The following is a 25,752-nucleotide window of genomic DNA, read 5'->3' as shown; positions in this document are numbered from 1 at the left end:
CGAGGCAGTCGAATGCGGTATCTGCCGATCGTCGTCCTGGCGTAAGTCGGGACCCATGACCTCGATCCGCGTTGTCGAAGCGCAGTGTGGCCACTATCTACTGCAACAGCATTTTCCTGTGTTGTGGATCCTGGCTTATGCCAGGAGGACGTGGGCAGCTGGGATCGGAGACAAACATGAACACGCACCCGTTCGGCAAAACCGGGCGCCAACGTCTCCGTCATCGGGCAGGGGACCTGGTATCTCGATCACGGTGACCGCAAGCGCGCGATCGCGGCGCTTCGGCGCGGGCTCGATCTCGGCATGACCCATATCGACACTGCCGAGATGTATGGCGATGCTGAGCTTGTCATTGCCGATGCGATTGCCGGCCGCCGCGACGAGGTGTTCCTGGTTTCGAAGGTGCTGCCGAGCAACGCCTCGCGCCGCGGCACCATCACGGCCTGCGAGCGCTCGCTGAAGCGGCTGAACACCGATCGGCTCGACTGCTATCTGCTGCACTGGCGCGGTTCGTATGATTTTGAAGATACCGTCGCCGCATTCGAGGAACTGGTGACATCAGGCAAGATCAAATCCTGGGGTGTCTCCAATTTCGACGCCGAAGACCTCGACGAAATCTTGGAGGTTTCGGGCGAAGGCAAGATCGCCTGCAATCAGGTGCTCTATCATCTGAGGGAGCGCGCGATCGAGCATGCGGTGATCCCGTGGTGCGAGCGGAACGGTGTCGCTGTCGTCGCCTATTCACCGTTCGGGCATGATGATTTTCCCGATGAGCGCAGCAAGGGCGGTGCCGTGCTGGCGCACATTGCGGAGGCGCGTCGCGCTACCCCGCGTCAGGTCGCGCTGAGTTTCCTCACCCGTACCGGTACGGTGTTTGCGATCCCGAAGGCGTCGTCGGCGGAACATGCCGGCGAAAATGCGGCCGCCGGCGATCTCGTGCTGACGAAAGAAGAGATTTCGGCGCTGGAGGCGGCGTTTCCGCGCGGTCCGAAGCCGCGCAGCCTGCCCATGCTGTAGTGCACAATCCTGCATTATTAATGGAGTATTGACGCGCGCGGACGTGAGCGCATATCGGCATCCTGTTTTCGGAAGTTGTGAAGGCGGCCTATTTGTCGTTTTTTACAGTCGTTCCCGAATCGAAGTTCCCAGGTTTAGCCGTGACACCGCCGCCCGCCGCAGCCGCAAGGCTCGACAGTATTGCCATGCCTGCCGTGCAGGAGAAGAAGCAGAAGGCTCGCCGTGCGCCTGCGCGCGTCGATCATCCCTTCAAAGGTATCGCGCTGGTGCTGCTGTCGACCGTGTTCCTCGGTTGCTCCGACGTCACAGCCAAATATCTTTCGTCGAGCCTGCCGTCGATCGAGATCACCTGGATCCGCTTCCTGACTTTCGCGCTGATGTTCGCGCCGGTGATGGTGCCGGGCTCGCCGCTGCATGCGATGCGCACCGAACGCCCAGGGCTGCAATTGATGCGCGGCGTCGCATTGCTCGGCTCCTCGCTGTTCTTCATCACTGGTCTGCGTTTCCTTCCCATCGCGGAAGCGTCTGCCACCGGCTTCGTCTCGCCGCTGTTCGTCACCGCGCTGTCGATCATCTTCCTCAGCGAGAAGGTCGGGATGCGGCGTTGGATCGCAACAGCGATCGGCCTCGTGGGCGTTATGATCATCCTGCGGCCGGGCTCGAGCGCGTTCCACGTCGCCGCCTTCTTTCCGATCGTCTCTGCCTTCTGCTGGGCTGCCGCGTTGATCATGACGCGCATGATGAGCGGGCGCGAAGCGGTTCTCACTACGATGGCATACTCGGCGCTCACGGGCGTTGCGATCCTCAGCGTGATGGTGCCTTTCGTCTGGGTGACGCCGACCTGGACCGGCATTGGCCTGGGCATCGTGATCGGTGTTGCCTCCACGGTCGGCCAGTGGATCATCGTGCTGGCCTATCGCTACGGCGATGCCTCGGTGCTGGCGCCGTTCTCCTATACGCAATTGCTCTGGGTCAGCATTCTGGGCTTCTTCCTGTTCGGTGAAGTGCCTGATGTCTGGACCGTCACGGGCGCCGCCTTCATCGTCGCCAGCGGTCTCTACATCGCCCATCGCGAGCGCATCCGCCGTGCCCAGCTGCTGGTGCAGGCCGCGCGTTCTCCAAATCCCTGACGCAAGATTGCGCGTCCCGATACGTGGTATCAACGGTACCAACGTAACGGGAGGAGCCGGATGCGGGCTGCGATTTTCAGGAACGGTGAGATTGTGGTTGGCCAAATGGCCGAGCCGAAGCCCGGCCCCGGCCAGGTGCTGGTCAAGACGCTCGCTTGCGGCATTTGCGGCTCCGACCTGCACGCGCGCCAGCATGCGGCGCGGATGGTGGAGATGGCCAGGAAGACCGGACGTACGCCGATGGATCTGTCGCGCGACGTCGTGTTCGGCCACGAGTTCTGCTGCGAGATCGTCGACTACGGCCCGGGTACAGCGCGAAAACTCAAGCCGGGCACGCATGTGTGCTCGCTCCCGGCGCTGCTGACGCCGGATGGCATCAAAGGCATCGGCTATTCCAACGACTTTGTCGGCGGCTATGCGGAAGCGATGCTGCTCAGCGAGCCGTTGCTGCTGGAAGTGCCCAATGGCCTCGCGCCGGAACATGCCGCATTGACCGAACCGCTCGCGGTCGGCGTTCACGCGGTGGCGAAGGCAAATATCCAAGGCGGTGAGGTGCCGCTGGTCATCGGCTGCGGCCCGGTCGGGCTCGCGGTGATTGCGGCGCTGAAGATCAAGGGTCTGCACCCGATCGTCGCCGCCGATTATTCGCCGACGCGGCGTGCGCTTGCCGCAAAGCTCGGTGCCGACATCGTCGTCGATCCCCTGCTATCGCAGCCCTATGCGACCTGGGCCGAGCACGCGCAGATGTCGGAGGCAGAGAAAGCGGCGCGGCCGCCGTTCCAGGCCATGCTGCCGGCGCTGAAGCCTGCGCTGATCTTCGAATGTGTCGGCATACCCGGCCTGCTGCAACAAGTGTTCGAGGGCGCGCCCCGCGATGCCAAAATCGTCGTGGTCGGCGTCTGCATGGAGAACGACAGAAACGAGCCCATGCTCGGCATCATGAAGGAGCTCAACGTCCAGTACGTGCTCGGCTACACGCCGGAGGAGTTTGCGGCATCGCTGCGCCTGATCGCGGGTCGACGCTGCCGCCATGGTGACTGCGGAAGTGGGCATCGACGGCGTCGCAAAGGCCTTCGCCGATCTCGCCAATCCCGAGGCGCACACCAAGATCATCGTGCAGCCGTGGCGGTAGTGCACCGCCATTGCGGGGAGCCCGCGACAAAATTGCGTAGCAATTTTGCGCTGGTCCGTCGAAGCAATCCGGAATTGTTCCACCGACAGTCTGGATTGCTTCGCTGCGCACGCAATGACGAGGAAGGAGCGTCGCCTCATACCGGAAGCGCGATCGAATATTTGACCTGGCTGAGCGCAAAGCTCGATTCGATCGAGGCGATGCCGTCGAGCCGGGTCAGTTTTGTCTTCAGGAAGGTCTCGTAGGAGGCGAGGTCGGCCGCGACGACGCGCAGGAGATAGTCGCGGTTGCCGGTCATCAGATAGCACTCCAGCACCTCGTCCCATTTCGAGATGGCGCGCGCGAAGCGATTGAGATCCTCCTCCTTCTGCCGCGCCAGCTTGATCGAGATGAAGACGCTGACATGCAGCCCCAGCGCCTTCTGATCCACCGTCGCGATGTACCGCGAGATCACGCCGCGCTCCTCCAGCAGCTTGACCCGGCGATGGCAGGGCGAGACCGAGAGCCCGACCTTGTCTGCGAGTTCCTGCATGGTCAGCCGGCTGTCGTTCTGCAGCAAAGCGAGGATCTTGCGGTCGATGGCGTCGAGCTCGGTCATTGGAACAAAACCCATGGTTTGGCGAAGTTCTTGGTAAGGTATCCCAATATCGGGGCGTACGGCGCGAAAAATTGAAAAAACTGGTGCCGCGCACAGGGGTATCATCGCCGGACCTGTTTTCCGGGAGCATTTGCCATGCCCGTTGATTCCGCCCGTCTCGATACCTTGACCGCGCTGGCCCGCAAGGCGCTGTGGCTGTCGTCCTGGACCATCCACCACGCCAACCACGTCAGGCCCAACACGGACGGGCTGAAGGTCGGCGGCCATCAGGCCTCCTCAGCCTCGCTCGCGACGATCATGTCGGCCCTGTATTTCCATGTGCTGCGCCCGGAAGATCGCGTCGCGGTGAAGCCGCATGCGAGCCCGGTGTTCCACGCCATTCAATATCTGTTCGGCCGGCAGAGCCGCGAGAAGCTGGAGAATTTCCGCGGCTTCAAGGGCGCGCAGTCCTATCCGTCGCGCACCAAGGACGTCGACGACGTCGATTTCTCCACTGGCTCGGTCGGTCTCGGCGTCGCGCAGACGCTGTTTGCTTCGCTGGTGCAGGACTACGTCAAGGCCCATGGCTGGATGAGGGATCGCGGCGAGGGGCGGATGATCGCGCTCGTCGGCGACGCCGAGATGGACGAGGGCAACATCTTCGAGGCGCTTGCGGAGGGGTGGAAGCATGGCCTGCGCAACACCTGGTGGGTGGTCGACTACAACAGGCAGTCGCTGGACGCCGTCGTGCGCGAAGGTCTCTGGGAAAAGTTCGAGACCATGTTCCGAAATTTCGGCTGGGACGTCGTCATCGTGAAATACGGCCGGCTGATGCGCGAGGCGTTTGCCGAACCCGGTGGCGAGGCGCTGAAGGGCTGGATCGACAATTGCCCGAACGCGCTCTACGCCGCGCTGTGCTTCCAGGGCGGCGCCGCTTTCCGCAAGCATCTGCACGACGAGATCGGCGACCAGGGCCCGATCACCGCGCTGATCGACAAGCGCAGCGACGAGGAGCTGCTGGCGCTGATGTCGAATCTCGGCGGCCATGACATGGCGAGCATGGTCGAGGCGTTCGAGTCCATCGACCACGATCGCCCGGTCTGCTTCATCGCCTACACCATCAAGGGCGTCGGCCTGCCGTTCCAGGGGCACAAGGACAACCACGCCGGCCTGATGACGGTCGCGCAAATGGAGAAATATCGCGACAGCCAGAACATCCGCCCCGGCCACGAATGGGACAAGTATGAAGGCCTGACGCAGGACGCCGCTGAGCTCGACGCCTTCCTCGCGCGCGTACCGTTCAATAGGGACGGCCGCAGGCTCACCGCGCCCGTTGTCGACGTCCCACAGCAGCTCGCGTTCAAGCCGTCGCCGCAGATGTCGACGCAACAGGGCTTCGGCTTGGTGCTGAACGAGATCGCGCGCGGCGACAGCGAGCTGGCGCAACGCATCGTCACGACCTCGCCCGACGTCACGGTCTCGACCAATCTCGGTCCCTGGGTGAACAGGCGCGGCCTGTTCGCGCGCGGCGAGAAGGCGGATTTATTCCGCAGCGAGAAAATTCCGTCTACCTTCAATTGGGAGTTCTCGCCGAAGGGCCAGCACCTCGAGCTCGGCATCGCCGAGATGAACCTGTTCATCATGCTCTCGGCGCTCGGCCTGTCGCACCAGATCAATGGCGCGCGGCTGCTGCCGGTCGGCACGCTCTATGATCCCTTCATCGAACGCGGGCTCGATGCGCTCAACTACGCCTGCTACCAGGATGCGCGCTTCATGGTGGCGGCGACGCCGTCAGGCATCACGCTGGCGCCCGAGGGCGGCGCCCACCAGTCGATCGCGACACCGCTGATCGGCATGGCGCAGGACGGGCTCGCCTCCTTCGAGCCGGCTTTCGTCGACGAGCTCGCGGTGATCATGGGTTGGGGTTTCGAGCACATGCAGCGTGATCCGGGCGAGGGCGGCTCGGTCTATCTCCGCCTGTCGACGCGCTCGATCGAGCAGGCGCAGCGGATCATGACGCCGGAACTGCAACAAGGCATCACCGACGGCGCCTATTGGTTGCGCAAGCCCGGCCCAAATGCCGAAGTCGTGATCGCCTATACCGGCGCAGTGGCGCCCGAAGCGATCGAGGCGACCGGGTTCATCGGCGAGGACAGGCGCGACGTCGGCCTGCTGGCGATCACCTCTGCGGATCGCCTTCACTCGGGCTGGACTGCCGCGCGGAAATTGCGGCGCGACCGCCGCGGCGTGCAGCATCTCAGCCACGTCGAAAAGCTCCTGGCGCCGCTACCGCGCGACTGCGGCATCGTGACCGTGATCGACGGCCATCCTTCCGCGCTCGGCTGGCTCGGCAGCGTCCGGGGCAACCGCGTCGAGGCGCTCGGCGTCGAGCAGTTCGGCCAGACCGGCACCATCGCCGACCTCTACCGCCACTACGGCATCGACGCGAATGCGATCATCGATGCGGCCGAAAGCCTCACCACCGGCGCACCGGTGCTCCATCGCAAGATGGCGGTGTAGTCGAGGTAACCGGAGCGATAATGCGCGCCCCGGGAATGACGGCAGGGTCACCTTGCCGCGTTCCCGCCATCGGCTGACATAGCCTTCCTCCTCCGCAACGCTGGCCCTGCATATGGCGGGTTCAATTGCTGGCGCTTTCGTGCAAGGATGCCTGCCGAAACGCCCCAAGCCCCCAAAAAGAGGTTAACGATGGTCAATCGCATGCAATTCTATATCGACGGCGCCTGGGTCGATCCCGCCGTCAAGAAGTCGACTCCGGTCGTCAATCCGGCGACCGAAGAGGCAATGTACGACGTTGCGCTCGGCTCCAAGGCCGACGTGGACAAGGCGGTTGCTGCGGCCAAGCGCGCCTTTGCGACCTTCTCCCAGACCAGCCGTGAGGAGCGCGTCGCGCTGCTCTCAAAGATCATCGAAGTCTACAAGGGCCGCCTCAAGGAGATCGGCGCCGCCGTCTCCGACGAGATGGGCGCGCCGCTGCCGATGGCGGAGAAGCTCCAGGCCGGCGCTGGTTTGGGCCATCTCATGACCACGCTCGACGTGCTCAAGAACTATCATTTCGAGGAACCCATCGGTACCGCCATGGTGCTGCGCGAGCCGATCGGCGTCGTCGGCATGATCACGCCATGGAACTGGCCGCTGAACCAGATCGCCTGCAAGGTCGCGCCCGCGCTCGCCGCCGGCTGCACCATGATCCTGAAGCCCAGCGAGTTCACGCCGACCTCGGCTTTGATTTTTGCGGAAATCCTCCATGAAGCCGGCGTGCCGAAGGGCGTGTTCAACCTCGTCAACGGCCTCGGCCCCGAGGTCGGCGCCGCCATGAGCGAGCACCCCGACATCGACATGATTTCCTTCACCGGCTCGACCCGCGCGGGCATCGATGTTGCGAAGCGCGCGGCGCCCACCGTGAAGCGTGTCAGCCAGGAGCTCGGCGGCAAGTCGCCGAACATCATCCTCGAAGGCGCCGACCTCACGAAGGCGGTGACCGGCGGCGTGATGCACATGTTCAACAACTCCGGTCAGTCCTGCAACGCGCCCTCGCGCATGATCGTGCCGCTGTCGAAGATGAAGGAAGTCGCCGCGATCGCGAAGGCTGTCGCCGACAAGACCAAGGCGGGCGATCCGCGCGCCGAAGGCACCACCATCGGCCCTGTCGTCAACCGCGGCCAGTGGGACAAGATCCAGGCGCTGATCAAGAAGGGCATCGACGAGGGCGCAACGCTCGTCGCCGGCGGCCCGGGCCTGCCCGAAGGCGTCAACAAGGGCTTCTATGTCCGCCCGACCATCTTCGCCGACGTCACCCCCGAGATGACGATTGCGCGCGAAGAGATCTTCGGACCGGTGCTGACCATCCTCGGTGCCAAGGACGAAGCCGAGGCCGTGCACATCGCCAACGACACGCCGTATGGTCTCGCCGGCTATGTCTCCGGTGCTTCGGTCGAGGACGCCAAGCGCATCGGCCGCCAGATCCGCGCCGGCAACGTCAACCTCCAGGGCGTGCCGAACGATCGCACCGCGCCGTTCGGCGGCTACAAGCAGTCGGGCAACGGCCGCGAGTGGGGCAAGTACGGCCTCGAGGACTTCCTCGAAGTGAAGGCCGTCGCCGGCTTCAACGCGGCGTAAGTTTTCGCGGCTGAACGACGCGACGCCGGAGCGGGAGACTGCTCCGGCGTTTTTTATTGCAGTCCTTCGTAGTTCGTAGGGTGGATCATCCGAAGGCGTAATCCACCGCTTCTCTCGCCGGCGATGCAGGCGTTGATGGGTTACGCCTTCGGCTAACCCACCCTACGAGAGCATCGCCTGCGGCGCGCCTATCCCCCCACGGCGCCCTGCGTATTCACATACAACGCGTAGATCGACTGGCTCGCCGCCATGAACAGGCGGTTGCGCTTAACGCCGCCGAAGCAGAGATTGGCGCAGCGCTCGGGCAGCGCGATGCGGCCGATCATGACGCCATCGGGCGCGAACACGACGACGCCGTCGAGCTCGGGATCGCCCATGCCCCAGCCGCACCAGAGGTTGCCGTCGACGTCGCAGCGCATGCCGTCCGGCGTGCCCGGCCCTGCATCGATGCGAACGCGCTTGTTGGAGATCGTGGTCCCATCAGCCGCGACGTCATAAGCGAGGATTTTTCGGTTCGGCACGCCGCGCGATTCGACGACGTAAAGAATCGTCTCGTCGGGCGAGAAGCACAGCCCGTTCGGTCCGAGCACGCCCTCCGCGACGATGCTCGCCTTGCGGGTCACGGGATCGAGCCGGTAGACGTTCGGCTCGATCTCGCTCTCCGCCTTGTAGCCCTCGTAATTGCCGAGCAGGCCGAAGGTGGGATCGGTGAACCAGATCGAGCCGTCCGATTTAACAACGACATCGTTCGGCGAGTTCAGACGCTTGCCGTTGAATTGATCCATCAGCACGGTGATCTCGCCGTCATATTCGGTGCGGGTGACGCGACGGCCGCCGTGCTCGCAAGTGACCAGCCGGCCCTGGCGATCCCTGGTGTTGCCATTGGCGAAATTGGAGGGCTTTCGAAAGTTCGAGACCGCGCCGGTCTCTTCTTCCCATTTGATGATGCGCTGGTTCGGAATGTCGCTGCAGAGCAGATATCGTCCGTCGCCGAACCAGACCGGGCCCTCGGCCCAGCGCAGGCCGCTCGCCAGCCGCTCCACCGCCGAAAGCTTCAACCAGTATTTTTCGAAGCGGGGGTCGAGCGCTTTTATGGCGGGATCAGGGTAATAGGTCGCCGGCTGCCAGACTGGCCGCTCCTGGGTGTGGGACGATGTCCCATTCATGTCGGTTCTCTCGTTTCGTTCCCTCTGGACAATCCTGCTATCATTAGGGACACGTGACCGCAAATCGGTCGCCAAAGACGAGGAAAAACATGTCGCGCATCTTGATGACGGGAGCTTCGGGCGGGATCGGAACGCGCCTGCGCAAATTGCTGCCGTCGATCTATCCGGACCTCCTGCTTAGCGACATCCGTCCGCCCAAGGATCTCGGGCCGAACGAGCAGTTCAAGGCGGCGGACCTGGCAGACCTCGCGCAGTGCGAAGCGATCTGCGAAGGCATCGACGGCATCCTCCATTTCGGCGGCTATTCGGTCGAAGGCCCATGGAACGACATTCTCCAGGCCAACATCATCGGCGGTTACAATCTGTTCGAGGCCGCGTATCGCAAGGGCGTCAAGCGCGTGGTATTCGCCTCGTCCAACCACACGGTCGGCTTCTATCCGCGTCACCGCAGGATCGACACCGACGTCACCGTGCGCCCCGACGGACGCTACGGCGTCAGCAAGGTGTTCGGCGAAGCCGTCGGCTCGCTCTATGCCGACAAGCACGGGCTGAAGGTCACCTGCATCCGCATCGGCAATTGCGACGAGCGGCCGCTCGACCATCGCCGCATCGCGATGTGGCTGATGCCGGAAGATCTGGTGCAGCTCTGCCGGATCGGCCTCGAACATCCCGACATTCATTTCGAGATATTCTATGGTGTGTCGCTGAACGAGCGCGCCTGGTGGGACAACCACCGCGCCTACGAATTCGGCTATCGCCCCATCGGCCGCTCCGAGGATCACGTGGCGCACGCCATGGCCGAGCAGGCCAAGCTGGAGCCCGATCCGGTCGGCGACCATTTCCAGGGCGGCGCGTTCTGCAGCAACGAGTTCGACGGCGATGTGGGCCGGATCATCGATTGGAACAAGCGGTAGCGTTCGACGTGTTGAGGGAGCGCCTGCTCGCCAGCAGGCATGGGGCTCGCGGGGACTCCCGCTCACCCGGAATGCCCGCGAGCGCTATCGACATCAACCGGCGGCGACATCGCGACTCATCTTCTGCAATCGCGTGAAAGCTGCCCACGCCTCGGGATAGTCGCCGTCCTTTGGATCGATCATGAGCAGCGCGCGGCAGGCCTCGTTGACGTCTTCCGCCGAAGGACGCATCGAGACGTCGGTCGACGCCTCCGCCTGCTTCCAGCGGTCCTCCACGTCTCTCGCGAGCTTCAGCGCTTCGGACGGAGTTCGTTTCCGGGTTGGCTTTGCAAGCGGGTGATCCGCACGGAATTTGGGCCACGCGGTGGGAGGCTGCTCGGCCTGCCATTCACTCTCGTTGGGAATCTCATGCGTGTTGGCAACCTCACGCGTGGCACGCGGATTTGGTTGCTGCCTGTTGGCCGCATCCGGCGGAACCGTCCGGCCGGCCAATTCGCGAACCTGCTGTTCCATCGTCCCCCCGGACGACGATCCGCCCGTCGAAGGCGCGGACGTCGTCAGCGCGGGCGCAACCGAGGTCAGCGCTTCAGGGGCGACTTTCTGGACGGCCGTTGCGACCGACGTCAGGCCGGGCGATACGGCCGGTCGCTGCTTGGCCTTGTCCTCTCCGGCGGGGCAGGGCCTGTATCCCGATTGATACTGCGTGATCCGTCCGTCGTCATCGATGCGCGCAAAATCGGCGGCCACGTTGTAGACGAAAGCGGCGCTGACCGAGTGTCCGGACTTGTTCTTCGCGCTGACGGTGCCGCAGACATACCGCGCCGCGTCGGCGTCGACCGAACGCAATGTGCCGAATTGAGCCGAGTCCGGATTGATCAGCGCATGTCGGACCGCCGCTCGGGCCCGCTTATGTTCCGTGGAGAACCTGCTGATCAGAACGTCTGCGTTGATGAAGTCTGGCTGGTAGTACAACCCGTATTCGACGGCGAAAAATGCTCCGCCGAAGGCGGCTGCGATCAGGAAACCGGGTACATTCATGTCAATGTTCCGGGTAATGGAACCCGGCATGGTTGTTGTTTGTGACCGAAACCATTTACGGTGGCGGGTTCTAACGAGCGGTTAAGCGGCGGGCGACTGCGACAAATCGCCCGACCGCTCGCGTTGAGAGGATTGGTGAAAGTTGGAGGCGCGACTGCTCGCCAGCGAGCCTGTGGTTCGCCGTCATTGATCCAGATCAACTCACGCCCGACGTCGTCTGGCTCTCGATTCGAGCGGCTCGGAATTGAGAATCACGCCAATGAAAATCAAATTGTCAGTCGTCATAACGCTCGCGGCGCTCGTATCAGGATCGTCGCAGGCCGCAACACTCAGCGACGCCGAGGCGACGTTCCTCGACCAGCTCGTCACCGCATCCGCTGTGCTCGAGCAGCGATGTGTCGGCTACGAGGCCGATGGCGCGGGCGGTGTTCAACTCGGCGCGCGGCTGCTCGGCACCCCCAATGCGGCGATGGCGATGATCGACGCCTATTCGGCGGCCATCACAGCCCGCAATGGCGAGAGCTATGATCCCGGCAAGTTTCGCCCCGAGGTTTCCGACGCGGCCGGAAAAACATTCAGCCGCGTCCGCACGGACTTGATCAGGAATCCGGAAAGGGCCTGCGCCGATTATGGCAGTGCCAGTGTCGATCGTGGTCTGCTGAGGCGGTACTGATGCGCCTCGCAGGATCGGTGAAGCGAAGGGAAGCCATCGCGCTTCGTTCTTGACCAGTCGTCATTGCGCAACGCGCGCTTCCTGCTTCTTGGTCACATGCCAGAGCACCACATGATAATGTGGCACATCCACACCGGGGTGACCCGGGTTGAAGTAGAAGCTGACGTGGTCGACGGGCCACGCGGACCCCGCCGCCTCCAACGACTTGTGATCGTCGATGTCCTTGATCGGAACCATGTACACGGTCGCGACCGGTCGATCCCTGCGGTCGAAGCACAGGAACGGACCCAGCGGCAAAGTGTCGGGCTTGACGAAGATGATGCCCAGACCCGGAAAGAACTTCGGGAAGTTCACGAGATCGCTGACCCGCTTGTATCCGTTTTTCTCCGCGACCACCCGCTGATTTGGCGGCGGACGAACGACTTCATGCTTTCTGTGCGCCTTGCGGCCTCGATGAGGAGCTGTCCTGGTCTGCTCGACATTGTCGGCCGGTGCCGCGGTGGCCGGTGGGAGCTGCTGCGGCGCCGATGGCCAGAAGGGAGCAAACTGGGCGGCGGGACGCCTCACGTCGGCGATCAAGGCGAGTAATGCGATAAGGGTCGCGCTCACGATCGATTTGCGCATCGACATCTCCCGAGCTTTGTCTGCCCAAGTTTGCTCAAGAAGTTTGCTCACTTGGCCGGATTGCGTTCTCTCCAGCGCAGGAAGTCCCGGAACAATTCTTCGCGGTCGGGCGGATTGGCAGTTGGCTTTTCCTCGAGGAACCGGCCGAACGCCTTGCGAAGCGCGGCCTCGCCTCCCGATTGTTGCCGGAGCCAGCGCTCCGCCGCTCGAAATCGTTGCCATCCGGGGAGCTGCGCGGCCAGGTTCACCTCGCGCCATTTGGGATGATGCGCTCCGCCGAGAAATTCGGGAAAGCGCGTGAAGAATGTCTGGACGAACAAATCCAGCAACCGATATCGCTCGCTGCCGATCGGCCAGTTGTAGGCGAAGAGAGCGGATTTAACCGCGATCGTGTCGACGCTAGCTTCGGCCGCGACGATATTCGGGTAATCCTGATGGCGAAGCGTCGATGGCAGGTATTCTTGTTGCAGCAGCTCTTTGGAGTAGGGGATGGGCAGGAGGCGAATACCATCGAGCTGCGAGACCTGCGTCAGCAAGCTCACGGGCTTTCCCGAGACCAACAGAGCGGCGGCGAGATCTCCCTTCCTCAGACCATCCAGCGCGGCCTCCGGCCCCAGGTTCGACTCGCTGATCTTGACGCCCAGACGGTTGAACACGTCGCGGCCGAGGATGGCGCTGGCACTGCCGTCCTCCCCGAGATTGACCCTCTTGCCCGCCAGCTCTGTCAGGCTTCCAATCTCCGGCCGCGCGAGAAGATGGAACTCTTCGATATGGAGCGGGGCAATGTAGGTCAGCCTTTCGGAGATATCTCCGAAGGTCCTTGCCTCCCGGAGCCGGTCAACGAGGGCGACGGGCGCGATCGCCACATCTGCACCAGGGAGCGTGAGCACATCAACGACGTTGCGAATGCCGCCGTTTCCCACGATGGGCAGAACCCGCAGGGCGACCTCGCCATGAGGGCCTGTCTCTTGGCCGGCGGCGAGCGTGGTTGCAATGTCCTGGGCCATCGCGAATTCGGTGCATTGCGGAGAGCCGGTTACGAATCCCACCGTGAATGGGTCCGCAGATCGTCTCGTTTCCTTCCTGAGGAGGGCTTCCTTTCTCGGAGACACCTTCGTGGATTCGCTCCGAGCAGCGGAGGGCCGATTTTGCGCGAGGGAATCCTGGACCTGTCCGCCGAGCCAGGCCGCTGCAACCAGTGCGATGAACAAACCGGCCCGCATCGCTCCGCAGACCCTCATTGTTCAAGCTGCTCGGTCGGACTCCCCAGGACGTGACATGGTCGGCGAAACGGCCACCTGCCGCGTCCGAAGCAAGACCGAGGGCTAAGGTTTCGCCTTCCAACGCGCCCGGAGCAGCGGCGTTCCGTGATGGACGGCTACCGCAGGAGGTTTGCCGACAAGCCCGATCGTCAGGTCGCGCTCGCGCCGCAGGTGCGCGCTTCCTGTCCCCTGCAAACGAGGATAGGCGAAGGGAGGGCCGCGCTAGCTCTCGTCGCCCGCAATCCGCGCCAGGTAATCCTTCTTGCTGAACTGCATGTGGTCCACGCTCAGCTGCGCCAATGCCCAGCTATCGCGGCCTTTCAACAGCTCGATCATCAACTCGTGCTGGCGGCGCGACTGCGCGAGCCCGTCGCGATCGGCGAGGTTTTTGGCGCGCATCGGCAGCGTCAGGTTCATGTAGTCCTGCAGCGAGCGCACCAGATAAGGATTGCCGCAGGCGGAAAACAGCGCGAGGTGGAAGGCGTCGTTGGCTTCGTGGATGCCGCGCAAGTCCCTCACGTCAGCCTTGGCGCAATACTCGCGCTGCAAGGAGGTCAGTTCGTCGATCAGGCTTTGCGGCGCGGGCAGGGGAATCATGAGCGCGGCCTGCCGCGTCAGCATCTCCCTGACTTCGTAGATCTGCCGGACCTCTTCGGCGGAATAGAACCGCACGGTGGCGCCCACATTCTTTCCGCGGCGGACGATGCCGCGCCGCTCCGCATCCACCAGCGCCTGGCGCACGAAGTGGCGCGAGGTGCCGTAGCGCGACATCAACGCGTCTTCGGTCAGGCGCGCGCCCGGCGGCATGCGGCCGAAGATGATGTCGTCCTCCAGCCGCGCGACGACGTCATCAGGATCGTCGCGCCTGACAGGCATGGCGTCTGCGGTGCGAATGTCGGACATGCCCTCGGCCTCCGGCGTCTGCCGGTCCGCGATGTGGAGCAGGGAAGGGACAGATTGTCAATAATCCGACTGTTTAACGGTGCGAAGGTCCAGAAAGAAGCAGGATAGACGCCTGTCTTATTGACAATCAGGGGGCAGGCTGTAGCACAATGGCAAGCGAGAAGGAGTGGCATGATGACGGGTGGCTTGCGCAAGGGTCTGACGAGCTATGGCGATGCCGGCTTCTCGCTGTTCCTGCGCAAGGCGTTCATCAAGGCGATGGGCTATTCCGACGACGCGCTGGAGCGCCCGATCGTCGGCATCACCAACACCTATAGCGACTACAATCCCTGCCACGGCAACGTCCCCCAGATCATCGAGGCCGCCAAGCGCGGCGTGATGCTCTCCGGTGCGATGCCGTTCGTATTCCCCACCATTTCCATCGCCGAGAGCTTTGCGCATCCGACTTCGATGTATCTGCGCAATCTGATGGCGATGGACACCGAGGAGATGATCCGGGCCCAGCCGATGGATGCGGTGATCGTGATCGGCGGCTGCGACAAGACGCTGCCGGCGCAGGTGATGGCCGCGATCAGCGCCGATTTGCCGACGGTGGTCATTCCCGTCGGGCCCATGGTGGTCGGCCATCACAAGGGGGAGGTGCTCGGCGCCTGCACCGATTGCCGCCGTCTCTGGGCCAAATATCGCGCCGGTGAAATGGACGATGCCGAGATCGAGGCGGTCAACGGCCGTCTCGCGCCGTCGGTCGGCACCTGCATGGTGATGGGCACGGCGTCCACCATGGCCTGCATGATCGAAGCCATGGGCCTGTCGATGCCGATGAGTGCGACCATTCCGGCGCCGCATGCGGAACGTTTCCGTCTGGCGGAAGCCAGCGGCAAGGTCGCGGCGGAGATGGCCAAGGCGAAGGGGCCGAAGCCGAGTGAGGTGCTGACGCCGGCGTCGTTCAGGAATGCGCAGGTCGTGCTGCAGGCGATCGGCGGCTCGACCAACGGCCTGATCCATCTGACCGCGATGGCGCATCGCTCGCCGCACCGGCTCGATCTCGAAGTCTTCGACCAGATCGGCCGTGAAGTGCCTGTTCTGGTCGATCTCAAGCCGTCGGGCGAACATTACATGGAGCATTTCCACCACGCCGGCGGCGTGCCGAAATTGCTGGCACAGCTCGGCGATCTCGTCGATCTCGATGCGAAGACCATCAGCGGCCAGACGCTGCGCGACGTCGTCGCAAATGCAGAAGACGTGCCCGGCCAGGACGCGATCCGCTCGCGCGACAATCCGATCAAGAAGGAGGGCGGCCTTGCCGTCCTGCACGGCAACCTCGCGCCGCGTGGCGCTGTCATCAAGCAATCGGCTGCGAGCCCTAAACTGTTGCAGCACACGGGACGCGCGGTGGTGTTCGAATCCGTCGAGGACATGACCTTGCGGGTCGACGATCCCGATCTCGACGTCACGGCCGACGATGTGCTGGTGCTGCGCAATGCTGGCCCCAAGGGCGCGCCTGGCATGCCCGAGGCGGGCTATCTGCCGATTCCGAAGAAGCTCGCTCGCGGCGGCACCAAGGACATGGTGCGCATTTCGGATGCGCGCATGAGCGGCACCGCGTTCGGCACCATCGTGCTGCACATCACGCCGGAAGCCGCCGTCGGCGGGCCGCTGGCGCTGGTGCAGAACGGCGACCGGATCAGCCTCGATGTGGCCAAGCGCAGCATCGAGCTTTTGGTCGATGCGGCCGAGCTGGAGCGGCGGCGTGTCGCCTTGAAGCCGACTGCCGTGCCCGATGAAGCGCGGCGAGGCTATGCCTGGCTGTTCAACGAGACCATCATGCAGGCCGATGAGGGCTGCGACTTCGACTTCATGCAGAGGACTGGGAAGAAGACCGAGCAGAGAACTGAAAAGGGCTGATCAACACCAACGAGCGCCGAGACCGCTGAACGCGGCTGGCGATAAAACATAGGGGGAGACGATGATTGCACGATCCATGCGTGCATTGGTGGCAGGCGCCGCCATGCTGTTCGTCACGGGCGCGGGGGCGCAGGAGGTGAAGCATTATCGCTTCGCCTATGACCAGCCCCGCAACACCGGCTATTCCATCGCCGGCGACCTCTTTGCCGACAAGCTCAAGGAATTGAGCAAAGGCACCATGATCATCGACCAGTATCCCGGCGCGCAGCTCGGGCAGGAGCCGCAGGTGCTCCAGCTCGTCAAGTCCGGCGACGTCGAATTCTCCATCGTCTCCTCGGCGAACACCGCGACGATCTCGCCGCAGGCGGGCGTCATGTCGCTGCATTATCTGTTCCGCGACGAGAACCATGTGATCAAGGGCCTCGCCGATCCAAAAGTGTTCGAAGCGCTCAGGGCCATGATCGAGGAGACCACGCAGGGCCTGCATCTCATCGGCACGGGCTCCCAGGGCGTCCGCCACATGTACTCCAAGAAGGAGATTCACAATGTCGCAGACATCAAGGGTCTGAAGGTCCGCGTACAGGCAACCGCCACCGAAGACACCATGTTCCCGGCCTATGGCGCCCAGACCGTGCACATGCCGTTCGGCAGCGTCTATACGAGCTTGCAGACCGGCGTGGTCGATGTCGCCGAGAACAGCATCAACGTCTACCTCGTCAACAAGCACTACGAGGTCGCGCCGGTGCTTAATATCACCGAGCACGAGGCCAACAACGCACTGGTGTTCGTCTCCGACAAGCTCTGGCAGAGCCTCTCGGCCGAGCAGAAGGGCTGGGTGCTCGCGGCCGCGAACGAGATCAGCACCAAGGAGCCCGGGAAGGCATTCGATCTCGAGCGCGCCGCGGCGGAGAAGCTGAAGAAGATGGGCGTCAAGATCGTCGACAACGTCGACAAGAAGAGCTTTGCGGCGATCGCCGATCCCTATCTCGACAAGCTCGCCAAGGACCTCGGCCCGCACGCCGAGAAGATCAAGGATCTGATCCGGTCGATTAACTAGAGCGATTCCGAAAGACGGTGCGCTCCCTGTCCCGCTTGCGGGAGAGGGTAGGGGAGAGGGTTTCTCCGCAGAGGGATTTCCAGCGAGGAGAAAGCCCTCGCCCGGATCGCATCTTCGATGCGATCCGACCTCTCCCGAAGCGGGAGAGGCGCAGCCAACCCCAACCGGGACGACAACAATGCCCATCGCCGACAAGCTCGTCCTGCAACGCCAACGTCATCTCAAATGGCGCTGGCTCGACTGGCTCGAGCTCGCGCTGATGATCCTCTGCGGCGTGCTGTGCTTCGGCTTCTCGCTCTCGGTCACGGCCGACATCGTCACCCGCACCATCGGTCATCCCTGGCTGTGGCTGCAGGAGGTCACCTCGACGCTGTTCATCTATGCGATCTTCGTCGGCATGGCGGCTGCGACCCGGCGCAACGATCATCTCTATCTCACCGCGATCTCCGAGGCGATGCACGGCACGCCCAGGATCATCGTCGAAATCATCATCCGCCTCATCGTGCTCGGCGTCGCCGTCTGCCTCGTCTGGTACGGCTACCAGAACTATCTTCGCGGCTTCGGCAGTTTCCGCCTGCCGTCGGGCACGCCGATCGCCTCGCTCTACGCCATCATTCCGCTGTCCGGCATCCTGGTCGGCCTCTTCACCATCGAGCAGCTCGTCAACGGTCTGCGCAACGGCTTCGACCATCCCGAGCCGCCGGACCAGGATGCGCCGCCGGACGTGACCGAGGCGCAGGCGAGGACGCAGCCGTGAGCGCACCTGTTGTCCTCGCGATCATGTCGATCTGCTTCCTGTCATTCGGCTATCTCGGCGTGCCCGTGCCGTTCTCGCTGATGGCCGGCGTGTTCGTCGGTGCGTTCCTGTCCGACGTTTCGCTCGCCGCGATCATCCAGAAGATATTCGATGGCGTCGATTCCGAGGCGCTGCTGGCGATCCCGTTCTTCCTGCTGGTCGGCGAGCTCATGAGCTCGGCCAATGTGGTGGTGCGAATAGCCAATCTCTCGGTGTCGCTGGTCGGCCATATCAGGGGCGGGCTGTCGCAGGTCGTGGTCGTCTTCAGTATGTTTTTCTCGGAGATGTCGGGCTCGACCACGGCCGATGTCGCCGTGATGAGCCGCGCGCTCGGCGGGCCGATGAAGCGCGAGGGCTACGAGCCGGCGTTCATTGCCGCGATCATCGCGTCGGCCTCGACCATCGCCGCGCTGGTGCCGCCGAGCATCACCGCTGTCGTCTACGGCGCCGTCGGCAACGTCTCGATCGCCGGGCTGTTCATGGCCGGCGTCGTGCCGGGCCTGATGATCGGCTTCGGATTGATGATCTATTGCTATTTCTTCGGCCCCTCGGGCCTGCGCAAGCCGCGTGCGCCGCTGCGGCAGGTGGTGTTCGCCGCGGGCGATGCGGCGCTGCCGCTGATGATCCCCGTCATCCTGCTGGGGGGCATCCTGACCGGCTGGTTCACGCCGACCGAAGCCGGCGTCGTCGCGGTGGTCTGGATCATCCTGGTCGTGATCCCCGCGCTCAACCGCGGGCATTTCAGGAAGATCCCCTACGATTTCTGCCTCGCCGGGCTGATTTTCTCGCTACCGCTGATCACGATCGGTGCCGCCAACGCCTTCGGCTGGATGCTCGCCTATTTGCGCGGCGCCAGCTACATCGCAGACATGATCACCTCGATCGCAGGGCACGATCCGCATCTGATCATGCTGCTGATGGTGCTGCTGTTCACCGTGGTCGGCGATTTCATCGAGCCGGTGCCGACCATCATCATCTTCATGCCGCTGGTCAACACGCTGACGGAAGCGGGCGACATCAATGGCGTGCACATGGGCGTTGTGCTGATCGCCACGCTCGCCTTCGGCCTGATCACGCCGCCTTACGGCCTGGTGCTGTTGATGGCGTCGAAATTCGTCGGCATCAGCTTTGCCAAGGCGCTCCGCGCGGCGCTGCCGATCTATGTCGTGTTCTTCGCCACCATCGCGTTCGTGATCTACTTCCCGAGCGTGGTGCTGTGGCTGCCGCAGAAGGTTCTCCCCGAATCGGTCGGCTGCTTCAAGTCGCCGGCGGGGACCGGCTACATCTGTCCGCAATAGACGTCACTTGCTCTTGCTCGTGAACTTCTTCACGGCGACGCGGAACTCTTCCGTGTTCATCGCCATGATGATCTTGTGCTCCTCGGCATCGAGCTGCTGCCTGACTGGCGTCGTCGCTGCCGCATAGACCAGCGACTTGGTGCCGGATATGGCCGCGGGCGGGTTCTGTGCCAGCCGTTCGGCGAGTTTTCGCGTGGCCTCCTTCAACTCGGTCGCGGGAACGGTCTGGGCGACGAGGCCCCATTCATAGGCCTGCTGCGCTGTAAAATTGTCCTCGGCGAGGAAGATCTGTAGCGCGCGGCGCGAACCGACCGTGCCGACGATTCCGACCGTCGAGCCGCCATCGGGCGATACGCCGATCTTGGCGTAAGCCGGCGTGAACTTGGCGTCATCGGCGGCAATGCAGAGATCGGTGACGAAGGCGAGGCCCATGCCGGCGCCGGCGGCCGAGCCGTGCACGCTCGACAGCGAGATCTTGGGCATACGCTTGATGATCTCGATGAACGAATGATAATGCTTGAGCAACTCGCCGACGACAGCCGTCACATTGTTGGCCTCGGCCGCTGCGCCGATCGTCTGCAGATCGCCGCCGGCCGAAAAGGCGCGGCCTTCGCCTTCGAGCACCATGACGCGGACAGCATCATCGCCCTCGATATAAGCCGCGAGCTGTTCGAGCTTCTGCGCAATTGCAAGATTGACCGAGTTGAACGCGGCGGGACGGTTGAGCGTGATGGTCGCGATCGGGCCGTCGATCCGCAGCAGCGCGGGATCGTCGGGCTTTGAGACGGGAGCTGGCATGTGAATATCCCCGGCATGAGGTTCGTTTTGCAACTAAATCTCAGAAGGCGAGGGGTGACAATCCCCGCGTGCCACCCTTGCGCGGAGCGGAATCATAGGCTCAAATGGGGCGCCTTCGTTGGACGGACACGAGCGCCGGCTCCTCCTGGGCTAGCCAAGCCAGTATGAGAGAGGAGACGACATGGGTACGCTCGTGTCTTGCAGAAAAGGCCTGTCCGATGACTGATGGTCCGGTGGTCATTGTCGGTGCCGGCCATGGTGGCTACCAGGTCGCGGCATCCCTGCGGCAGGCGGGCTTTTCGGAGCCCATCCGCATGGTCAACGACGAGGCGCATCTGCCCTATCAGCGGCCGCCGTTGTCGAAGGCCTACATCAAGGGCTCGGCCGGGCCTGATAGCCTGATGTTCCGCCCCGAGAAATTCTATCACGACCAGAAGATTGACCTGATCGCCGGCCGCGCCGTCTCGATCGATCGCGCAGCGCGAAAAGTGCTGCTCGCCTCGGGCGAAACGCTGTCCTACGGTCACCTGATCTTGGCGACCGGAGCGCGGAACCGGCTGCTCGATCTGCCCAACGCCAATCTGCCCGACGTGAAATATCTGCGCATCCTCGATGAGAGCGAGGCGTTGCGCAGCATCATCCCATCGAAGACGCGGGTCGTGGTGATCGGCGCCGGCTTCATCGGCCTCGAATTCGCAGCGACCGCGCGGATCAAAGGCCTCGAGGTCGACGTGCTCGAATTGGCGCCGCGCGTGATGGCGCGCGCGGTGACGGCGGAAGTGTCCGACTATTTCCAGGCGCGGCACCGCGAGGCCGGCATCCGCATTCATCTGGGTGTGCAGGCAACCTCGATCGAAGCCGAGAACGGCAAAGTGACCGGCGTCTCCTTGAGCGATGGACGGCATCTGCCTGCCGACCTCGTCGTAGTCGGCGTCGGCGTGCTGCCGAACATCGAGCTGGCGGCCGAGGCCGGGCTGCCGGTCGCGGCCGGCATCATCGTCGACGAACATCTTGCGACGGCTGATCCCGGCATCTCCGCGATCGGCGATTGCGCCCTGTTTGCCAGCCCGCGCTTCGGCGGATCATTGCGGCTGGAATCGGTGCAGAACGCCACCGATCACGCCCGCTGCCTCGCCGCGCGGCTGACCGGCGACAAGAAACCCTATGACGGGCATCCCTGGTTCTGGAGCGATCAGGGCGACGACAAGCTCCAGATATCAGGCCTCACCACCGGCTACGACCGTGTCGTCCTGCGCGGCGATTCCGCGAAGAAGGCGTTTTCCGTGTTCTGCTATCATGGCGACAGACTGCTCGGCATCGAATCGATCAACCGCGCCGGCGATCACATGTTCGGCCGCCGCTTGCAGGCGATGGATCGCTCCATCACGCCGGAGCAGGCCGCGGACGAAAGCTTCGACCTGAAGAGCGCGCTGGCCTGAGTCTCTTCTGCCTCGCCCAGCTTGCGGGGAGAGGGGCGGGGTGAGGGGGACTCTCCACGGCGACGGTGACGGTTAGACTCGCGGAGACTAGCCCGCTCTGTCTTATAGAACGGCCTTAACTTCCGCGGCCGTCGGCATCGACGGCCCGGCGCCCATGCGCTGCACACTGATCGAGGCGGCGGCATTGGCGAACGCGAGGGCGGCGCGCAAGGCGGCACCCTCGGCCAGCTGTGAGGCGAGCGCCCCGACGAAACAATCGCCGGCGCCTGTGGTGTCGACCGCCTTCACGGCGCGCCCGGGCACGGCAAATCCCTCGCTTCCGGCGAGCGCGAGCACGCCGCGTTTTCCCAGCGTGACGCAGATGGTCTGGTCCGCGCGCGCCTGAAGCTGTCGGGCGACGTCGACGATCCTTGCGGCTTCGTCCTCGTCGGTGAGTTCGCGACCTGCGAGAAAGCCAAGCTCGGTCTCGTTCAGCACGAGGATGTCGACCAGCGCGAGCAGCTCGCCGGACATCTTTTGCGCCGGTGCCGGATTGAGCAGCGTCGTGGCCCCGGCGGCACGCGCCCGCTGGAAGAACGCGGCAATCGTCGGCAGCGGAATCTCGAACTGGCTGACCGCGACATCACCCTTTGCCAGCGGCGCATCCGCGACGTCATCCACACTGACCAGGGCATTGCTGCCGGGAATGACGACGATGGTGTTGTCGGAGGACGCAACCGTGATGATGGCCGTGCCGCTGTGCGTGTCCGCCTCGCGCACACCGCCGAGATCGATGCCCTGGTCGCCCAGGAACGCCCGCAGTTCCGCCCCGAACGCATCCTTGCCCAGCCGCCCGATCAGCGTGGTCTTCACGCCGAGACGCGCCGATGCGACCGCCTGGTTCGCGCCCTTGCCGCCCGGAAAATACAGCACTTGCCGGCCGGCGACGGTCTCGCCCACCTTCGGATGGCGATCGGCGGTCGCCACCACATCCATGTTGATGCTGCCGGCGACGAAGACACGCCCCATGATCCGCCCTTATGAAATCCCTAGACCCTGACTTCGAACTCGTGCCTGACTTTGGCGATGTCGACAAGGGTCGGCAGGCCGGCCTCGTTGCCGAGGCGCTGGATCTTGAACGTCGAAGCTGCCCGGGCAAAGTCGAAATGCTCGCGCCAGCTTTTGCCCGGATGGGCGAGATAGGAATAGACGTACGCGCCGTGGAAGACGTCGCCGGCGCCGTTGGTATCGATCACGCGCTCCCGCGGAATCGGCATCGCCGGCATCACCTGGACCGTCCCTGTCTCGTCGTACCAGAGCAGGCCCTTCTCACCCATGGTGACGCCGCCGATCTTGCAGCCGCGGCCCTTGAGGTAGTCGAGCATCTTCTCCGGGGTCAGGTCCATCTGCTCGCAGAGACGCTCGGCGACGATGGCGACGTCGATGAATTCCAGGAGCTCATGCGTGTTGGTGCGCAGGCCGCCGCCGTCGAGCGACGTCAGGATACCGGCCTCACGGCAGACTTTTGCGTAGTGGATCGCCGCATCCGGCTGGTGGCCGTCGACATGCAATGCGCGGCAGCCGCCGAGATTGAGCATCGGGAAGGGATGGATGTGCTCGTCGTCGCGGCAGCGCACGATGGCCCGCTTGCCATCCTTGGGCATGATGAAGGATAGCGACGACTGGTTGACCTTCCGCCCGTGCAGCGAGATCGCGTATTTCGCGCACATGTCCTGGAACATGCGCCCCAGCCAGTCATTCGCCGCGGTGGCGATCAGGTCGGGCACGATGCCGAGCTTGGCGCAGCAGAACGCCGCCGTAACAGCGTTGCCGCCGAAAGAGACCGCGTAGTCGGTCGCCACGTGCTTTTCGTCGCCGGTCGGCATGTGGTCGGTGATGAAGACGACGTCGATATAGGTCTGTCCGATAAAGAGAGCCTGCATTGCTTGTCCGTGATGCGCGTGGTGGTCCGGCCGACCAGCTTATTCTAACACCGGTTCCGCTTCTCTGACGCTGAAATTATTCGCAAAACCGCCCCGCAGCGCTTGAGGCCGGCCTATGGCGGGAATACGACCATGGCGGGTCCATGCCAAGCCCGGACAAATGCCGCTTTTCGATCCATGGTTCCAAGTCGATCAAAAAGGGAAAAACATGATCACCGGCCTCGATCACATCGTTGCTCTGGTCAAGGATATCGGTGCGGCCAAGGCGGCCTATCAGACGCTGCTGGGGCGCGCGCCCGCCTGGCAGAACTCCGGCGAGGGCGCCGATCGCGTCCTGTTCACCCTCGAGAACACGACCCTCGAATTGATGGCGCCGAGCGGCTTTACCGCAACCGCTGACCGCATGCGCGCGTTGCTCGCCGACCAGGAAGGCCTGCTCGCCAGCCTGTGCTTTCGCGTCGCCGATATCAACAAGACGCACCGCCGGCTGGACCGGGTGGCGCTGAAGCCGGATGCCGTCGCCGCAGTCGAGAGCCGCGACGATGTATCAGGTGCGGCCCTGCACTGGCAGCGCACGCGGGCCGCAACCGAGCTGACGCGCGGCGTGCGCATGTTCTTCCTTGAGTTGGCCGAGGAGCGTCCGAAGTCGCTCGCTTCGGACGTCGCGCCGATCCAGGGGCTCGATCACGTCGTGATCACCACAGAGGATTCCGATCGTGCCGCCGCGCTCTACGGCGCGCGGCTCGGGCTCGATCTGGCGCTCGACCGCTCCCACCATGACTGGGGCCAGCTGATGTTCTTCCGCTGCGGCGATCTCATCGTCGAGGTGGTGCGCCGCCCGGTCGCGGGCGGGGATGTCGGGCACGATCGTCTCTGGGGCTTGAGCTGGCGCGTCGCCGACATCGACGCCACGCGCGCGCGCCTCCTCGAAGCCGGTCTCGACCTCAGCGATGTGCGCAACGGCCGCAAGCCGGGCACGCGGATCATGACCGTGCGCAATGGCACCTGCGGCATCCAGACCGTGCTGCTGGAGCGCTCGCCGAAACCGGTGGAGTAGGACGCCGCTCTCCGCTCCTCATTGCGAGCGCAGCGAAGCAATCCAGGCTGGCTCCCGGAAAGACTCTGGATCGCTTCGTCGCAAGGGCTCCTCGCAATGACGGCGGGGGCGTGGTACATGCCCTAGCGAAACCACAAAGCGAGCACCGGGTTTGGCGAAAGCAACGGCAAAGCGAACTCAGAAATGGCAGCGCGACCCCGAGGGGATGCGGCTGCGCATTCTCGAGGCTGCCAAGCAGGAGTTTTCCGCGCACGGGCTCGCCGGTGCCCGCGTCGACCGCATTGCGGCGAATGCCGGCGCCAACAAGCGGATGCTGTACTACCATGTCGGCAACAAGGACGACCTCTACCTCGCGGTGCTGGAAGGCGCCTATGACAAGATCCGCAGCGAGGAGCGGGGACTCGACCTCGAACATCTCGATCCGCCCGAGGCAATCAAGCGGCTGATCGAATTCACCTGGAATTACTTCCTGCGCAATCCCGAATTCCTGTCGCTGCTGCAGACCGAGAACCTCGCGCGCGCAAAGCACCTGAAGCGCTCGACCAGGGTCAAGTCGATGCACTCCCCGTTCGTCGAGATGATCCGCACCGTGGTGAGGCGCGGCGTCGACAGCGGCGATTTCCAGGTCGCGGTCGATCCGGTGCAGCTCTACATCTCGATCGCGGGTCTCTGCTTCTTCTATCTCTCGAACTCGGCGACCTTAAGCGTGATCTTCGGCCGTGACCTGCTCGCCAAGGACGCCAAGGACGAACGTCTCGCGCACATGGTCGGCCTCGTGCTGGCTGCGCTGACCGGGCAGTCGGCCGCGCTGTTCGAGATCGCCAAGGCATCGAAGTCGCGCGCCGCGGTGGTGCAGACGGCGTAGTTTCCCGGCCCGCTTTTCCTCCCTCACTGCGAGTCAGCA

General features: G+C 63.8%; 22 protein-coding genes and 1 pseudogene. 14 read left to right on the top strand and 9 right to left on the bottom strand.

Features of this window, described 5'->3' with window-relative positions; genetic code table 11:
* Positions 1 to 176 precede the first annotated feature (176 nt).
* From ACVWZ4_RS01200 to ACVWZ4_RS01190, 3 genes and pseudogenes are all read left to right on the top strand, one after another.
* A pseudogene (locus ACVWZ4_RS01200) lies at positions 177 to 1,017 on the top strand (aldo/keto reductase).
* Positions 1,018 to 1,202: 185 nt separating this feature from the next.
* Positions 1,203 to 2,147: a DMT family transporter gene (locus ACVWZ4_RS01195; protein WP_456705213.1), complete on the top strand. Its 945-nt coding sequence runs from the start codon at positions 1,203 to 1,205 to the stop codon at positions 2,145 to 2,147.
* Positions 2,148 to 2,207: 60 nt separating this feature from the next.
* Complete coding sequence (locus tag ACVWZ4_RS01190; RefSeq protein WP_456789949.1) at positions 2,208 to 3,524, top strand: zinc-binding dehydrogenase; 1,317 nt, start codon at positions 2,208 to 2,210, stop codon at positions 3,522 to 3,524.
* Here ACVWZ4_RS01190 and ACVWZ4_RS01185 read toward each other — a convergent pair.
* On the bottom strand, positions 3,416 to 3,877 hold the full coding sequence (locus ACVWZ4_RS01185; protein ID WP_456789948.1) for an Lrp/AsnC family transcriptional regulator: 462 nt from the start codon (positions 3,875 to 3,877) through the stop codon (positions 3,416 to 3,418). The genes ACVWZ4_RS01190 and ACVWZ4_RS01185 overlap by 109 nt on opposite strands.
* Before the next feature lie 135 nt (positions 3,878 to 4,012).
* On the opposite strand from ACVWZ4_RS01185, the gene ACVWZ4_RS01180 reads away from it, so the two are divergent.
* A complete protein-coding gene (locus ACVWZ4_RS01180; protein WP_456739680.1) occupies positions 4,013 to 6,376 on the top strand; it encodes a transketolase in 2,364 nt (787 codons plus the stop codon).
* A 189-nt stretch (positions 6,377 to 6,565) separates the two neighbouring features.
* Positions 6,566 to 7,996, top strand: a complete 1,431-nt coding sequence (locus tag ACVWZ4_RS01175; protein WP_456739679.1) for an aldehyde dehydrogenase family protein — start codon at positions 6,566 to 6,568, stop codon at positions 7,994 to 7,996.
* Positions 7,997 to 8,184: 188 nt separating this feature from the next.
* Here ACVWZ4_RS01175 and ACVWZ4_RS01170 read toward each other — a convergent pair whose 3' ends face one another.
* Entirely contained in the window at positions 8,185 to 9,162 is a 978-nt protein-coding gene (locus ACVWZ4_RS01170; RefSeq protein WP_456789947.1) for an SMP-30/gluconolactonase/LRE family protein, read from the bottom strand.
* 89 nt (positions 9,163 to 9,251) lie between these two features.
* Between ACVWZ4_RS01170 and ACVWZ4_RS01165 the strand changes: the two genes are divergently transcribed.
* Complete coding sequence (locus ACVWZ4_RS01165; protein ID WP_456739678.1) at positions 9,252 to 10,076, top strand: NAD-dependent epimerase/dehydratase family protein; 825 nt, start codon at positions 9,252 to 9,254, stop codon at positions 10,074 to 10,076.
* Positions 10,077 to 10,169: 93 nt separating this feature from the next.
* Here the strand turns inward: ACVWZ4_RS01165 and ACVWZ4_RS01160 are convergent, their stop codons facing one another.
* Entirely contained in the window at positions 10,170 to 11,114 is a 945-nt protein-coding gene (locus ACVWZ4_RS01160) for a hypothetical protein (RefSeq protein WP_456789946.1), read from the bottom strand.
* A 259-nt stretch (positions 11,115 to 11,373) separates the two neighbouring features.
* On the opposite strand from ACVWZ4_RS01160, the gene ACVWZ4_RS01155 reads away from it, so the two are divergent.
* Positions 11,374 to 11,787 (top strand): hypothetical protein, encoded by a 414-nt coding sequence (locus tag ACVWZ4_RS01155; protein WP_456702405.1) that lies wholly within the window; start codon positions 11,374 to 11,376, stop codon positions 11,785 to 11,787.
* A gap of 60 nt (positions 11,788 to 11,847) precedes the next feature.
* On the opposite strand, the gene ACVWZ4_RS01150 is transcribed toward ACVWZ4_RS01155, so the two are convergent.
* The 3 genes from ACVWZ4_RS01150 to ACVWZ4_RS01140 all read right to left on the bottom strand — a co-directional run bounded on the left by ACVWZ4_RS01150 (position 11,848) and on the right by ACVWZ4_RS01140 (position 14,576).
* A complete protein-coding gene (locus ACVWZ4_RS01150; protein ID WP_456739677.1) occupies positions 11,848 to 12,411 on the bottom strand; it encodes a hypothetical protein in 564 nt (187 codons plus the stop codon).
* Between the two features lie 47 nt (positions 12,412 to 12,458).
* Positions 12,459 to 13,634, bottom strand: a complete 1,176-nt coding sequence (locus ACVWZ4_RS01145; protein ID WP_456739676.1) for a TAXI family TRAP transporter solute-binding subunit — start codon at positions 13,632 to 13,634, stop codon at positions 12,459 to 12,461.
* A 261-nt stretch (positions 13,635 to 13,895) separates the two neighbouring features.
* On the bottom strand, positions 13,896 to 14,576 hold the full coding sequence (locus ACVWZ4_RS01140) for a GntR family transcriptional regulator (protein ID WP_456739675.1): 681 nt from the start codon (positions 14,574 to 14,576) through the stop codon (positions 13,896 to 13,898).
* Between the two features lie 174 nt (positions 14,577 to 14,750).
* Here ACVWZ4_RS01140 and ACVWZ4_RS01135 point away from each other — a divergent pair, with 174 nt between their 5' ends.
* The 4 genes from ACVWZ4_RS01135 (at position 14,751) to ACVWZ4_RS01120 (ending at position 19,632) form a co-directional block, all read left to right on the top strand.
* Positions 14,751 to 16,481 carry an IlvD/Edd family dehydratase gene (locus tag ACVWZ4_RS01135; protein WP_456763744.1) on the top strand — a complete coding sequence of 577 codons (1,731 nt, stop codon included), beginning with the start codon at positions 14,751 to 14,753 and terminating at the stop codon, positions 16,479 to 16,481.
* Positions 16,482 to 16,542: 61 nt separating this feature from the next.
* The gene (locus ACVWZ4_RS01130) at positions 16,543 to 17,538 is read left to right on the top strand and encodes a TRAP transporter substrate-binding protein (RefSeq protein WP_456702410.1); all 996 of its coding nucleotides are present in this window, start codon (positions 16,543 to 16,545) and stop codon (positions 17,536 to 17,538) included.
* Positions 17,539 to 17,716: 178 nt separating this feature from the next.
* Entirely contained in the window at positions 17,717 to 18,295 is a 579-nt protein-coding gene (locus tag ACVWZ4_RS01125; protein WP_456738046.1) for a TRAP transporter small permease, read from the top strand.
* The gene (locus ACVWZ4_RS01120) at positions 18,292 to 19,632 is read left to right on the top strand and encodes a TRAP transporter large permease (RefSeq protein ID WP_456702412.1); all 1,341 of its coding nucleotides are present in this window, start codon (positions 18,292 to 18,294) and stop codon (positions 19,630 to 19,632) included. The genes ACVWZ4_RS01125 and ACVWZ4_RS01120 overlap by 4 nt, the downstream gene beginning before the upstream one ends.
* Before the next feature lie 3 nt (positions 19,633 to 19,635).
* On the opposite strand, the gene ACVWZ4_RS01115 is transcribed toward ACVWZ4_RS01120, so the two are convergent.
* Positions 19,636 to 20,430 carry an enoyl-CoA hydratase/isomerase family protein gene (locus ACVWZ4_RS01115; protein ID WP_456738047.1) on the bottom strand — a complete coding sequence of 265 codons (795 nt, stop codon included), beginning with the start codon at positions 20,428 to 20,430 and terminating at the stop codon, positions 19,636 to 19,638.
* 218 nt (positions 20,431 to 20,648) lie between these two features.
* Between ACVWZ4_RS01115 and ACVWZ4_RS01110 the strand changes: the two genes are divergently transcribed.
* On the top strand, positions 20,649 to 21,869 hold the full coding sequence (locus ACVWZ4_RS01110; protein ID WP_456738048.1) for an NAD(P)/FAD-dependent oxidoreductase: 1,221 nt from the start codon (positions 20,649 to 20,651) through the stop codon (positions 21,867 to 21,869).
* A 102-nt stretch (positions 21,870 to 21,971) separates the two neighbouring features.
* Here ACVWZ4_RS01110 and rbsK read toward each other — a convergent pair whose 3' ends face one another.
* Together rbsK and ACVWZ4_RS01100 are read right to left on the bottom strand one after the other, a co-directional pair.
* On the bottom strand, positions 21,972 to 22,877 hold the full coding sequence (rbsK, locus tag ACVWZ4_RS01105; RefSeq protein ID WP_456702415.1) for a ribokinase: 906 nt from the start codon (positions 22,875 to 22,877) through the stop codon (positions 21,972 to 21,974).
* Positions 22,878 to 22,897: 20 nt separating this feature from the next.
* Complete coding sequence (locus ACVWZ4_RS01100; protein WP_092227688.1) at positions 22,898 to 23,791, bottom strand: sugar kinase; 894 nt, start codon at positions 23,789 to 23,791, stop codon at positions 22,898 to 22,900.
* Positions 23,792 to 23,999: 208 nt separating this feature from the next.
* Between ACVWZ4_RS01100 and ACVWZ4_RS01095 the strand changes: the two genes are divergently transcribed.
* Together ACVWZ4_RS01095 and ACVWZ4_RS01090 are read left to right on the top strand one after the other, a co-directional pair.
* A complete protein-coding gene (locus ACVWZ4_RS01095; protein WP_456739674.1) occupies positions 24,000 to 24,848 on the top strand; it encodes a VOC family protein in 849 nt (282 codons plus the stop codon).
* 205 nt (positions 24,849 to 25,053) lie between these two features.
* Complete coding sequence (locus ACVWZ4_RS01090) at positions 25,054 to 25,713, top strand: TetR/AcrR family transcriptional regulator (RefSeq protein ID WP_456705214.1); 660 nt, start codon at positions 25,054 to 25,056, stop codon at positions 25,711 to 25,713.
* Positions 25,714 to 25,752 lie beyond the last annotated feature (39 nt).

It is taken from the genome of Bradyrhizobium sp. USDA 4472, assembly GCF_054058595.1.
The sequence above is the reverse complement of the archived record's forward strand: the minus strand, read 5'-3'. Positions and strand labels throughout refer to the sequence as shown.